Source organism: Methanobrevibacter sp. (genome assembly GCF_017432245.1).
Classification (GTDB): domain Archaea; phylum Methanobacteriota; class Methanobacteria; order Methanobacteriales; family Methanobacteriaceae; genus Methanobrevibacter.
Genome location: NZ_JAFRJO010000036.1, coordinates 1 through 13,768 on the forward strand (window position 1 = coordinate 1; position 13,768 = coordinate 13,768).

At 31.7% G+C, this 13,768-nt stretch carries 11 protein-coding genes; 3 read left to right on the top strand and 8 right to left on the bottom strand.

Annotated elements, in window-relative coordinates:
• Nucleotides 1–87 precede the first annotated feature (87 nt).
• The 6 genes from IJI80_RS03190 to hxlB form a co-directional block, all read right to left on the bottom strand.
• Nucleotides 88–699, bottom strand: a complete 612-nt coding sequence (locus IJI80_RS03190; RefSeq protein ID WP_292777698.1) for a methyltransferase domain-containing protein — start codon at nucleotides 697–699, stop codon at nucleotides 88–90.
• 95 nt (nucleotides 700–794) lie between these two features.
• The gene (locus IJI80_RS03195; protein ID WP_292787591.1) at nucleotides 795–1,367 is read right to left on the bottom strand and encodes an FmdE family protein; all 573 of its coding nucleotides are present in this window, start codon (nucleotides 1,365–1,367) and stop codon (nucleotides 795–797) included.
• 77 nt (nucleotides 1,368–1,444) lie between these two features.
• Entirely contained in the window at nucleotides 1,445–2,278 is an 834-nt protein-coding gene (locus IJI80_RS03200) for an ABC transporter ATP-binding protein (RefSeq protein WP_292787593.1), read from the bottom strand.
• A 21-nt stretch (nucleotides 2,279–2,299) separates the two neighbouring features.
• Nucleotides 2,300–3,325 (bottom strand): iron ABC transporter permease, encoded by a 1,026-nt coding sequence (locus IJI80_RS03205; protein WP_292787595.1) that lies wholly within the window; start codon nucleotides 3,323–3,325, stop codon nucleotides 2,300–2,302.
• A gap of 74 nt (nucleotides 3,326–3,399) precedes the next feature.
• Nucleotides 3,400–4,506 (bottom strand): ABC transporter substrate-binding protein, encoded by a 1,107-nt coding sequence (locus IJI80_RS03210; protein ID WP_292787596.1) that lies wholly within the window; start codon nucleotides 4,504–4,506, stop codon nucleotides 3,400–3,402.
• Between the two features lie 359 nt (nucleotides 4,507–4,865).
• A complete protein-coding gene (gene hxlB / locus IJI80_RS03215; protein WP_292787597.1) occupies nucleotides 4,866–5,456 on the bottom strand; it encodes a 6-phospho-3-hexuloisomerase in 591 nt (196 codons plus the stop codon).
• Nucleotides 5,457–5,692: 236 nt separating this feature from the next.
• Here hxlB and IJI80_RS03220 point away from each other — a divergent pair, with 236 nt between their 5' ends.
• Nucleotides 5,693–6,628 carry a LysR family transcriptional regulator gene (locus IJI80_RS03220; protein WP_292787599.1) on the top strand — a complete coding sequence of 312 codons (936 nt, stop codon included), beginning with the start codon at nucleotides 5,693–5,695 and terminating at the stop codon, nucleotides 6,626–6,628.
• Between the two features lie 185 nt (nucleotides 6,629–6,813).
• Here the strand turns inward: IJI80_RS03220 and thiC are convergent, their stop codons facing one another.
• On the bottom strand, nucleotides 6,814–8,112 hold the full coding sequence (thiC, locus tag IJI80_RS03225) for a phosphomethylpyrimidine synthase (protein WP_292787601.1): 1,299 nt from the start codon (nucleotides 8,110–8,112) through the stop codon (nucleotides 6,814–6,816).
• Between the two features lie 461 nt (nucleotides 8,113–8,573).
• Nucleotides 8,574–9,494 (bottom strand): carbohydrate kinase family protein, encoded by a 921-nt coding sequence (locus tag IJI80_RS03230; protein WP_292787602.1) that lies wholly within the window; start codon nucleotides 9,492–9,494, stop codon nucleotides 8,574–8,576.
• 652 nt (nucleotides 9,495–10,146) lie between these two features.
• Here IJI80_RS03230 and IJI80_RS03235 point away from each other — a divergent pair.
• Both IJI80_RS03235 and IJI80_RS03240 read left to right on the top strand, forming a co-directional pair.
• The gene (locus IJI80_RS03235; RefSeq protein ID WP_292787603.1) at nucleotides 10,147–12,510 is read left to right on the top strand and encodes a peptidoglycan-binding protein; all 2,364 of its coding nucleotides are present in this window, start codon (nucleotides 10,147–10,149) and stop codon (nucleotides 12,508–12,510) included.
• A gap of 236 nt (nucleotides 12,511–12,746) precedes the next feature.
• Nucleotides 12,747–13,577 carry a hypothetical protein gene (locus IJI80_RS03240; protein WP_292787605.1) on the top strand — a complete coding sequence of 277 codons (831 nt, stop codon included), beginning with the start codon at nucleotides 12,747–12,749 and terminating at the stop codon, nucleotides 13,575–13,577.
• The last annotated feature ends 191 nt before the right edge of the window (nucleotides 13,578–13,768 follow it).

Here is a 13,768-nt window from a genome sequence, read left to right on the forward strand (position 1 = left end):
AAATTAAAAAATTAAAAAAGAAGGAAAATTAAAAAAAGCAAAAAGAAGGATGATTAAAAAAGAATAAAAAAGAAAAAATAGCATGAGCTATTTTTGAAAAACAATCAAGTAATGAGATTTCCCTTGAGGAATGTCCTCACCGCAATCTGGATTTAAAGAGAATAATCTCATTCCATGTTCCTTAAAGACTTCTTCCAAGTCTTCAGGACTGCTTCTTACAGTGATAGGAGGACCATGTTTAGCTTCCTGTTTCTTATAATCCATGATAGCTATTTTTCCACCAGGTTTGAGAATTCTTTTAAGTTCTTCAATAGCTTCATCCATTCTTCTGGTTGCCTTAAATCCATGCCATACATTAATCAATAGAATAACGTCAACCACATCATCATCCAAGTCAATGTGATCAGGAATATCTGCACAAATTGGAATTAGATTATCATAACCCTTTTCACGAGCAGCCTTTTGAAGGTCTTCAATAGAAGGTTCATAGATATCCACGCCATAGATTATAGCATCATCATCTAAAATCTGGACAGCTTCAAGTGCAGCATGCCCATCACCACATCCTGCATCCATAAAAACTTCATTGCCATTAAGGTCCAATTCCATAATAATGTCATGAGCATTCAAAAATGACTCGCTTGACCTACCTTGAATACGATGTCCATTTGCAGGTAACATGCCTGTTGTATTTGCCATAAATAATCACCATTTAAATTAATAAGTTAATGTAAAAGTTATCGAATAATTGATCGTTTATTTAATTAAACGAATAATAAATTTGAACCCCTTTATTATTCATCAATTATCTCGTAATATGCCCCTTCAGCACATGGTATGCATACCGGTTTTCCACCACGGTTCAAGTGACGGCCATCAGTAATTTTTTCACCACAGATTGAACAGTATGTGCTTGTGTGTGGTTTACCCGGCATTTGAGAAGGCTTTAATTCAACGTGAACCTTTTCCACATTGAAGAGTTCTTCAGCAGGAGTTCTTTTGAATCTTTCAATCATTTCATCTCTGGTTTCTCTAATCTTTTCCTGTTTGTTAGCATCTGCATCAGATACTCTAATGGCTTCACCAGTATCCATATTATAGAAAGTCACTGCAAACTTACCATAGTACATTTGCTTTAGGGATCTTTTACCCATGGTACATTTGGTTACTGATTGAACTGCATCTGCCATGCATCTGTCAATTTCCAAAAATACAATTAGGTTCTTATGACGTTTGTTCAATTCAAATCCCATTAATTCCATTCCATACATTGCAAGCTTGGTACCAATAGCTATTCCACCACAGACTTCTCCATGGAATTCCTTAGCTTTTGCCAATTGCTCTTCGTAATCTTCAACACTTACCATTTTTTCACCTTTTTAAATTATTTCTCGTTCATTTGATTGATTTAAAATATTAAATGATTTTATGAATATGATTTTATTTATAATTTTTTAGAGTATTTCTTTGAATAGTTGCTCAAGACCAATTCCAAATTGGTCTTTTGAGGAACACAAATCTTTCTATTGTTCTCCAATTCAACAAGCTTAACATCAATCCCATATGCATTTTTCAAGTTCTCTTCAGTCAAGACATCATCAGGATTTCCAAAGTCAATGAATGACTTGTCTTTCATTATAGCCACCTTTGTAGCTGCCAAAAATGCATGATCAGGATAATGTGAAGACATTATGACAGCAAGTCCAAGTTCAGACAACTGTTCGATTATTTCCAAAAGCTTGATTTGATTTCCAAAGTCCAAGTGATTGGTTGGTTCATCCAATATAAGCAAATCAGGCTCTTGAGCCAAGACTCTTGCTAAAAATACAAGCTGTCTTTCACCTCCACTTAGATTGGTATAGCTTTTATCCTTTAAATCTTCAATTCCAAGAGTTTTAAGTGCATTTAACGCTATTTCCTTATCTTCTTCTCTAGGAGATGCAGTTAAATTAATGTATGGAGACCTACCCATCAATACCACATCAAAGACACTGAAAGGAAAAGATGGAATATGCCCCTGAGGGATATAACCTACAGTCTTTGCAATATCATTAAATGATAGCTTGTCAATATTTTCACCATTTAAGAGAACTGTTCCTGAATTAACCTTATGCAGTCCATTTAAAGTTTTAATCAATGTGGTCTTTCCTGTCCCATTTGGCCCTAAAATACATAGGACATCCCCCTTTTCTATTGAAAAGCTAATGTTTTCAAATACGATTGGAGAATCCTTATCATAAGAAAATGAAACATCTTTAACTTCAACTAATTTTGCCATAAAAACACCGATTACATAAAATTAATTCCACTCAGAATAACCTCTTCTAAGCAAGTAGAGGAATATTGGGACACCTATAACTGCTGTTAGGATACCAATTGGAATCTCAATAGAGATGAATGTTCTTGAAATGTTATCAATCAGAAGCAGGAAACTTGCACCAATGCTTAATGAAGCAGGAAGCAAGATCTTATGGTCCGGACCTACTATGATACGTGTCATATGAGGCACTACAAGTCCAATCCAACCAATGATTCCACTGATTGAAACCGCTGCAGATGTAACTAAAGTACATGCTACAATAATAATAAACCTTAATTTTCCAGGGTCCAATCCAAGAGATTGGGCCTCTTCATCCCCCATTGACAGAACATTCAAATGCCATCTTAAAATCATTATGACAGTTACGCCAATGAGAAGAGGAATGATAATCATTGATAATTTATTAAAATTAACTGCAGATAAACTGCCCATAAGCCAATAAGTGATTTGAGGCAATTTATCATAAGGATCTGCCATGAATTTGGTTCCTGAAATCAAAGCATTGAAGAATGCAGAAACTGCTGTACCTGAAAGAACAAGCAAAAGAATTCCTCCAGCCCTATATGATTTAGAGATTACATAGGTAATTGATACAGAGATTATTCCAAATATGAATGCTGACAACTGAATCAATGCATTTCCCATATTCGCTAAAATAGCAATAGCTGCACCAAAACCCGCTCCAGCAGATACCCCTAACAAATCTGGAGAAACAAGAGGGTTCTTGAATATTCCTTGAAATGAAGCTCCTGCTAATGACAAACAAGCACCAACAAGCAAAGCTGCAATTATACGAGGCAGTCTAATAGTGAAAACTATTGAATTTAGCTCAGGAGATACAGCTAAAGATGGGAAAATAGGACTTAAAATAGTCTTTATTACATCTATAGGAGCTACTGGATATCTACCTAACATAAAAGACACAAAGAATAAAAAAATTGGAAGTGCAATCAGTAAAAGGTAAATAACCAAATTATCAATATTTAAAGAAGAATTCTCACTCATCAATACAAATCCTTAAAATTATTCAAAAAATTAATAAAAGAATAGGAAAATCCTATTCTCTTTAAACTATTCAACTATAAATCTGATTCATTAAGCCCGGAAGAAGTTAAAATATCCTTAGCTTCATCATCACTTAAATCATAGTGATAGAAATTGCTGTAAAACTCTTTAGTTGCATCCACCATATTGATGTTGGAATACTTATCAGGATAAATTACCTTAGCGGTCCAAGGAACACCAATGATTATATTGGCACCTGGGGGCCTATCAAACCATTTGAATGGGGATTGCGGTGAAAGATAAACCTGATGATTCTTTACTGCCTTTACGCTGGCCCATTTGGAATCGCTGTAAACGTTTCCGTAAAAGTCTTCATCAGTGGCAATTATCACATCAGGATTCCATTTCATTACCTGTTCAATGGAAACAGTCAATTCACTTCCACTGCCTTGAATTTCAGTATCAGCCACATTCTTTCCTCCAACAAGGGATATTAGTTGACCATGGGAAGCGCCACTTGCATAAGTGGACAAACCATCCTCACCAGAAGCGTAATAAACAGACTTCCTTTTAGATTCAGGAATGGAACTTGCAGTGGATTGGACTTCAGCCAAATACTTATCATTAAAGTCAATGAGCTGATTTGCCTTATCTTCTGCATCTAACAGCTTTCCTAAAAATTCAATGGTATTGTCTATCTTTGTAACATTGGTATTGTCAGTTACAGCAACAACAGGAAGTGATCCGAATTTCTCTTGTCTTTCTTCAACAGTTGACAAATCAACGCCCATGCCTTCATCAATGCCTTCTACAACCAAATTAGGTTCTGAAGCAATGAACTCCTCATAATTACCATCTTGACTTCCAAACCATCCCCCTACAACTGGAAACTTTTCCTTGTATTGATCAGGAACATATTTAAGCTCCTCATCAGTCCATTGAAAGTTGACCCCAGCTAACTTATCTGGAGCCAACATATACATGATTGTAGTCATTGGAGGGCTTGTAGCAACTACCCTATTAACATCACTTGGAATGTTCACTGTTCTGTTTGCCATATCAGTTATTGTTTGATTACCTGATGAATTCATTGAAGATGGAGAGCTGAATATGCTGATAGCAACTCCACAAATAACCAATGCAAGTAGAACAACCAATATTATTTTTGTTTTCTTTTCCATAGAATTACCTAAAAATTAAATATAAACATGAAATATTTTTCATATCAATTATATAAATAATTTTCTAAAATATTTATAATAAGGTTTTTTTGAATAAAATAAGTAAATTAAAGCCTAAACGATTAAGAAAAATCTTTCATAATGATATAAAATTAAATTAAAATTTAAATAGAATTGTAAATCGAATATAAAATGGTTTTATAACACTTAAAAATGGAAAAATTAATAAGAAAATTAATAAGAAAATTAATAAAAAAATCTGAGATATGAAATAAAAAGAGTTAAAAAAATAGGAATTAAAAAAAAGATTTTAAAAAAAATAAGAATATTAAAAAAATAAAAATAAAAATGTTTTAGAGTTATTCTAAAACAGTGTGCATATTTTTCAAGTCCTCTTCGGTTTTTCCCATAGCTTCCATCAATTCAGAAACCAAACCGTCAAGGAAAACCAATGAAGTCAATTCAAAAGCAGTTCCAAGAGGAGTCAAGGAAGTGTAATTTCCTTTAATTTGTCTTTTAAGGTAGTTTTCATCATCCACTTCAACTTTTGTTCTACCTTTTACATGAATGATCCCATCTGCCAATTGGCCTAAGCTGCTTTCAGGATAAGAGGTCAATGCCAATACTTTTGCTCCTCTTTTTTTAGAAATCTTAGCAGCGGTTACGATAGTGTTGGTCTCACCAGAACCGGAAATGGCTAAAATACAATCCCCTGCATTGATAGCTGGGGAAATGGTTTCTCCTACAACATAGGAACTTAAGCCCAAGTGCATCAATCTCATTGCAAATGCCTTAGCTGCAAGTCCAGATCTTCCCGCACCAGTTACGAAAATGTTGTCTGCAGTTGTAATAATTTCAATAAAATTTGCTATATCCTCTTCAATTAGATACTCTTCTGCATCATGAATATTGTCTATAATTGCCTCAATTGCTGATATCATTAACTCCATTTAAATCTCTACCTAAACTTAATACATAATTTCAATAATTATTTAACTTAAAAAGCATATGAAAACTAATTAAAAAAACAAAAATTTAATTGATAAATATTTTGAAATTAGATAATAATATTATATTCATTAAGATATTTAAAATTAATCAGTGTCAAAATCAAAAAGTTTTTTTAATATTTTCAATAAAAGAAAATATATATTTTCAAAACAAAAATGGGGTTTAGAGGGATTGAATGCCAAATCGCGAAAATCAAAATCAGGATGATTTTAACAATAATGAAAAGAACATCATTAGACCTGAGATTGGAATTGAAATAGATGGGATATCCTTTAATTACAAGTTCTTTGAAACCTTGGAATCATTATCAAAGACATATTCCCAAAGAAAAACTGCAAAGGAATTAAAAGTGTCCCATTCCGTGCTTAACAGAAGAATCAAAAATGCGGAAGACAAGCTTGGTGAGAAACTGGTCATTACAGTAGGTTCCGGTTCTGAATTAAGCGAAAAGGGATATGAACTCTTGGACATTTACTACAAATACAAAAACCGATTAGAAGATAGAGAAGAAATCATAATCGCTGGAGGGCACATCATTACAGGTCTTCTACAGGCAATCAGCTATGACTTGCCATTTAAGACATTGATTTACAGCAGTGATGATGAAAGCGCATATGAACTTGCAAAACAGGATTTGGTAGACATTTTAGCATTGGATGACCCATTGCTTGCTTTTGAAAATGACTTGAACTTTACAGCTATTGCCTATGACCATCTAGTACTGATTTCCCCAAATCATGGAAAGACAATTGAAAAAATCTCCGATTTGGAAGGATTGAAATTCATTGGAGTTAAAGGAAGCGCTCAAAGGTTGGCATGGAGCACCTTAAGACAAGAAAACATTAATTTCACTATTGAAAGGGAAGTGAAATCACAATTTGATGCCTTCAAGATTGTTAGAAACTCTGATGAATACTATACTTTCCTAAACGCAAGCTATTTCAACGGAAATGAAATCCTAAAAAATGAGACACGTCACGTAATAAGCTTAGTTCAAATCAATGACACAAAAGATGACATTTATAATTTAATTGAATATTTGCTCTTTGATGGGCAAACTAAAATAGGGGAACAAGGATTTATACCAATGAAACCTTGGAAAACTAGATAAATGTTAAATAAAAAATAATTAAAAAATATAGAAATATAAAAAAATAAAAAATAATTAAAAAATATAAAAATATGAAAAAATAAAAAATAATTAAAAATATAGAAATATGAAAAAATAGAATAAAAAGCTAAATTAAAAAAATTAAAAAAGAAAATAAGTTTCATTAAATGAAACTTAATACCTGATTATTTGATTAAATCTGAATCAGATTGGTCTAACCATTGATTTACTATTTTTACAGCACAATAGTTACCGCACATTGTACAGGTGTCCTCTTCTTCAGGAGGTCTTTCATCTCTTTTTGCACGTGCAGCTTCTGGGAACATTGCACATTCGTATTGAGCTTCCCAATCTAATCTTTTTCTTGCTTCAGCCATAGCCAAGTCTTGGGAACCATCGATTTGACCACTAGCCAAGTCACCTGCATATGCACCGATTCTGGTTGCAATTACACCTTCTTTTACATCTTCAGGAGATGGTAAAGCCAAGTGTTCTGCAGGAGTTACATAACAGATGAAGTCTGCTCCAGCTTTTGCAGATGAAGCTGCACCGATTGCAGATACGATATGGTCGTAACCAGGTGCCACATCACATACAATAGGCCCTAACATGTAGAAAGGAGCGTTGGAACACATTTTCTTTTGAATCATTACATTGGTTGGAATTTCATTGATAGGAATGTGACCTGGACCTTCAATCATGCACTGTACACCAGCATCACGGGATCTGTCAATCAATTCTCCTAAAATAATCAATTCTTGGATTTGAGCCCTATCAGTTGAATCCGCAATGGAACCTGCTCTCATACCATTTGCAAGGGAAAGAACCACATCATGTTCCTTTGCAATTTCCAATACATAATCAAAGTTAGAGTATAATGGATTTTCCTTTTCATTTTCTACTATCCAACCGGACATGAATGATCCTCCACGGGATACAAGTCCAGTTACACGGCCTTGTCTTTTAAGTCTTGTCAATGTTTCAATGTTGATACTGCTGTGAACAGCCATGAAGTCAATACCGTCTTTTGCTTGCTTTTCAATGGTATTGAATAAATCATCTTCATCCATGTAAATTACAGAACCATGTTCTCTTATGCTTTCAATAGCAGCTTGGTATACAGGTACGGAACCTACTGGGAGTGGGGACATATCTAAAACTCTGTTTCTTATTACATCCAAGTCTCCGCCAATACTCAATTCCATTAAACAGTCTGCACCATGATCAATTGCAATTTGCGCTTTCAATACCTCTTCATCAAAGTTAACAATATCTGTAGAGGTTCCTACAGTTGCATTTACTTTTGTTCTAAGTCCTGCACCGATACCTGCTGCTTCAATATCCCGGTTTACATTGGATGGGATTACAATGGTACCATTTGCAACAGACCTTAATATAAAATCTTCGCTAACTCCTTCAATTTTAGCGACATGTTTCATTTCTTCTGTTAATATGCCTTTTTTTGCATCACTTATTTGAGTCATTATTTATCTCCAGTTATATTTTGATTATGCTAGATTATTATAAAATCAATATTTATGAGAATCCTTTATTTTCTTTAAATCATGTTGAGGAATCGTTAAATTTAAATTCAAATATATTTTATTAAAATAAAGTTTAATTTAATTCTATTTGAGTTGATTTTATAATTTTATTTAATTATTTTATCCAATATAAAGATATCTATTTTATAAGGCCGTTATTTGCAAAATAAAGCACTTATAGGCCTTTTTTATCAAATACCTTTGATATATATCAAATGTATTTTATTAAATTTTAAGTGATTTTAAAAATAGGTTATGAAAATTAAAAAATTAAAAAAAGATATGCGAAAGAAAATAAAATGAAATTAAAGATCGAAGATATATGAAAAAATTGAAAAAATAAAAAATAGAATTTAATATAATAAAAAAAGAAAGATAAAAAAAGTAAAAAGAATGATAGATTATTTATAAAATTCAACCATTCTATTGTATGCTTCATCAAAAGTAGGCATATTTGTTTGGCACCCTTGCTTTTCAACAACAAATGATGAAACAGATGAAGCGAATTTAGCAGCTTCCTCTAATGAAGCGCCATAAATAAGTCTAGAAACGAATCCTGCCTTGTAAGAGTCTCCTGCACCAGTAGGGTCTACAGCTGGCCTGTAAATAGACTTGACTTCTATTTTGCCCTCATCCTCACTGTAGATAATGCTTCCTTCTGAACCGCAAGTCTTCAAGACAATCTCTGGACCAAAATCCATCAATCCATTAATGTCTACATTTAAGGACTCTTGAATCCTTTTGATTTCATGATGGTTTCCAAATAGAATATTTACATTGGAGATAACTTCCTTTAATTTTTTAGGACTGTACAATCCAAGGTCTTGACCTGGATCAAAGGAAACCAGTCTTTCCTCTTCCTTAGCAACAATTCCGGCCTTGCAATTGAAGTGAGGGTCACCTGTTGCCAAATGAACTGCCTTGAACTGCCTTATCTTTTCCCTTGGAACATCACTGTCATGGAACTCTTTGCCCGCACCCATGTAGAAGTAACTGATCTGGTCCTGATTATTGTTTGTCATGACAAATGCTGTCGGAGTGCTTTCCTCTTCTGAGATGATTAATGCTTCAGTGTCAACACCTAATTTTTGCATATTCTTATGATAAGGGGAATCAATGAATTCACATCCTACAGCAGAGATCAAACCGGTTTTCATTCCCAAAGTTGCACCAATCATAGCGCCATTAGCTGCAGCACCGCCATTCAAGTTTTTCATTGTTTTCATAGGTGCAGAATGATTGGCCTCGGGAAACTCATCAACTGTGATGATGTAATCCAATGCAGTATGTCCCACTGCTAATAAATCTTTTTTTACACTCAAATAAATACAACCCTTTCACTCTTGTTTTTAACTGTTTAAACCGTTTAACTGTTAGTAAAAAAAATCAATGAAAAAGCATTAAAAACTTTATCCATGACTTTTTTAGATAAAATAAGATTAAATAAGATTATTTTTTAAAAAATAATGCCAATTATCATCTTATTAATGAATTAAATAATATTTACTGATTTAAAATTAGAAAAAATTCAATCATAAAATATTATTGAATTGAAAAATTTTTTTCTAAAATTAGTACAATATTATTTTAGACTTCCCAATATTTAATGATTTTTATTAACATATGTTATGTAGGATTTTTCGACAGAATCGAAACAAAAAAATCATCAACATTCAAGTAATGAATATTTTATTTTTATAATAATTTTAACTTGCGATAGCATTTGAAAACTAATATTTTTAAATGCCTTCAACTTTACTAAATTAAAAATATTAAAAAAATTGTAGTAAATTAAAAAATTTAATTAAATTTCAATTTTTAAAAAGAAAAATATATAAAAACTAAACATTAAAATTAGAATTATATCACGAAGTGAATAATATTTATTTTTGATTATAAATTTTATAAAATGGGGGCTAAATTATTAGCAAGATTAATAAAATAAAAAGTGTTTTAACATTATTTCTTATTATTATGGCAATATTTTGTCTTATAAGTTCTATTAGTGCAGTAGAATTATCTGATAATGATATAAATCAAAATATTGATGATAATATAATCAATACTATCGAAACAAGTGAAGAAAACAATGCCATTGCAAACACAATTGAAACTGAAAGTCTGAATTCAGAAAGTATCCAAGATGAAACCTCTTTAAATCAACTTAAAGAGAGCAATTCCAATTCTATCTATGTTTCTACAGATGGAAATGATATAATTGGTGATGGAAGCAAAAATAAGCCATTTAAAACCATTAAACAAGGAATTGATAATAGCATAAATGGGTCAACAATATATCTATCTGAAGGAGAATTTGAGGGATTCAATCTTACAATAGATAAAACATTAACTATCGAAGGTAAGACAGATCAGACCATAATTGATGCTAAAAATATCGCTAGAATATTCATAATGAACTCCGATGCCAAATTAACATTGATAGGGTTAAACCTAATCAATGGAAACATTATTGCTGATGGTGCAGGAGTAGGAGGATCCATTTACAATAATGGAGGTGAATTGACTTTAATCAATTGTACAATTAAGGATTCCTATGCAGACCTGTATGGTGGAGCAATATTCAATAATAATGGAAAATTAACCATAATTAAATCAAATATAATAAATAACAGCGCAGTCCAATATGGAGGGGCAATCTACTCAACAGGAAAAACAGAAATTGAAAAGTCATACTTCAGCGAAAATCATATCACAGCTGAAAAAGGAGTGGGTGGAGCCATTGCATGTGGAGGAATTGCACATATTGAAGACACAGTCTTCTTAAAAAATTATGCGATTTACTCTGCTGGAGCAATACTCTCTTTAGCAAATACCACAATAAACAACTGCAGCTTTATTAATCAGACCACAGAATACACTGGGGGAGCAATAAGCAATCACAATTATATGATTATCAACAACAGCCAGTTTATAAATGGATATGCAAGATTTTATGCAGCTGCAATCCTTGCCCCTCCAAGTGGACAGCATGTTGTAACTGAAGTTTACAATACTATTTTTGATGGAAACCATGTAACCAATCATGCTGCAGTGTCAAACAACTTTAAGGATACTGAACTTAAAATGGAAAATTGTGCACTTGTAAACAATTACATCCTTACAATGGGTGTGAAACGTTATGGGGATGTTGCATTGGATGACAACGCTTCCTTATTATACTGCTGGTGGGGACAAAATGAAATAGGCAATTACTACTCCCCACATAGTGAAGCTTGGGAAGCATGGAAAATAAATGCATCAAAATGGTTAATCATGACATTTACATCAAGTAATGGAATTATAGACCAAGATAAAAGTAATGTACTGACTGTTAGTTTGCACCAATTCTTCGATAATGAAACTAAAGAAATTTACGATTATAATGAAGACATTAACTTGCCATTAAACGTTAAATTCTATACAAGCACTGGAAAAGTAATAAATAATGTTATTTTAAAAAACGGTACTGCAGTTCTAAAATATAAACCAGATCTTAATGTGAGATATGTTTATACTCAGTTAAACAACCAAACATTAAATATTTCAGTGAAAATGAAAAATGAATCAAACCTTATAGTTAATGATTTGATAAAATATTACAAGAGCAGTAAGGACTTAAGCATTAAATTGTCAGATGGGAACAAGAATCCCCTTGCAAATAAGGAAATAAGCGTTACCATATCTGGAAAAGAGTATAAAATTAAAACTAATTCCAATGGAATAGCTAAATTAGCAATCAATCTTTATCCTGGAACTTATGAAGCAGATATAAATTTTGTCGATAGTGATTTTAGGAATCAGAAGAAAACCATTAAAATTACTGTCCTAAAAAATAAAACTTCAATAATCGCTAAAGATCTTATCAAATACTATAAAAAAGGCAAAAAATTAACTGTGAAATTATTAGATAACAATAATAAAGCTCTCAAGTCAAAAGTCATTAAGCTAAAAATTAATGGAAAGACTTATTCTGCAAAAACCAATAGCAAAGGAATAGCCACTTTTGCGATTAATAATGAAGTTGGAACTTATAAAGCTACCATCATTTATCTCGGAAATAAAATCTATAAGAAATCAAGTAAAACTGTGAAAATAACAGTGAAAAATGGTTTCAAAACCGTTTGCAGAGGCAGCAAGGATACTCTAACTGTCAAAAAAATACAAAGAGCCTTGAAAAAGAATGGATACTACCTTAAATATAAGGGCCATTACTTAAAAATTGATGGAAAATTTGGATTTAATACTGAAAGAGCAGTTAAACAGTTCCAAAAAGCTAAAAAGCTAAAAGTTAACGGAAAAGTGGATTATGAAACCGCCATTAAGCTAAAAATAATCTAAATTTATAGTTCTCATATCTATAAATTTTAATAAACATTTATTAATGGAAAAAATCATAAAATAACTATATAATATTTAAAACTGTATAGTATTTAAAAAATATTATAATCAATTAAACGAATTAGCTGTTAAAAAAAAATAATGGTTAAATTTGCAAGTAAACAAATTATGAAAAACTTTGAAAAATAATTGATTGTCTGATATATTATGGAAATATATTGGATAATTGATAGCGGATGGTGGTTTTTATTTCCGAAGAAGAAATTGAAACTTTAAAAGAAAGATTAGCTAAGAAAGATGAAAAACTTAAAAATCAAGCAAGCGAATTGAATCATTTAACCAATGAAGTCATTCCTGAATTGAAAAAGCAGAACAAGGAACTAAAGATAGTTAAAAAGGAACTTAGTGAAGCATTGGAAACCAGTACAAAAAAATATTTTGATCAATTGGAAATCAATGCAGATTTAAGTGAAAGTGTTGCTAAAAAAGGTGCAGGTCTTCAATTAGCTAAAGTCAGATTGGAAGAAATTGAAAAACTTGTTGTTGAACTTGAAGAAAAGGCTAATGAGAAAGAAGAGGAAATTGCATCTACAGAAGACATGTCTGAAGAGGAAAAATCAATTGTTGATCAACTTAACAATAAAATCAATGGATTAAACAAAGAATTAGATGCAAAGGACAGAATTATTGACAATAAGGAAAAGGAAATCAAAAGAAAACAAAATCAATTGAAAGACAAAAACTCTGAAATCTCTGACTTGAAAGAAAATCTGATTCCAAAACTCAAGGCAGAATCTGCTGAACTTAATGCTAAAATTAAATCAAATCAAGCAGCATATGAAGCAGAAAAAGCAGGAGTTGGAGGAAAGATTGCCAAATTAGAAGCGGAAATTAAAGCCCTAAATGAAAAATTAGATAACAAACAGAGAGATTACAATAAACTAAGTACTGCAATGAATGCAAAAGACAAAACTATTAACTCTCTCAAAAACAAAAACCAGCAATTATCTGAACATCTTAAGAACCAAGACAACAAAGGATTCTTTAGCAAAATCAGAGGCAGATGATTGTTTTAGATTAATTAATTCTTATTAATTAATCACTTTTTCTTTTTTTTAAGATTTTTATTTACTGCACTATTTTTTTTAGAATAATTTTTTTTAGAAAAAAATTCTATTTTTGAAAATAAAGTTTTAATATTATCGAACAAATAAATAGTGTAGTGTTTTAAAAATAATGAAAAAATGAGAAATAAAAA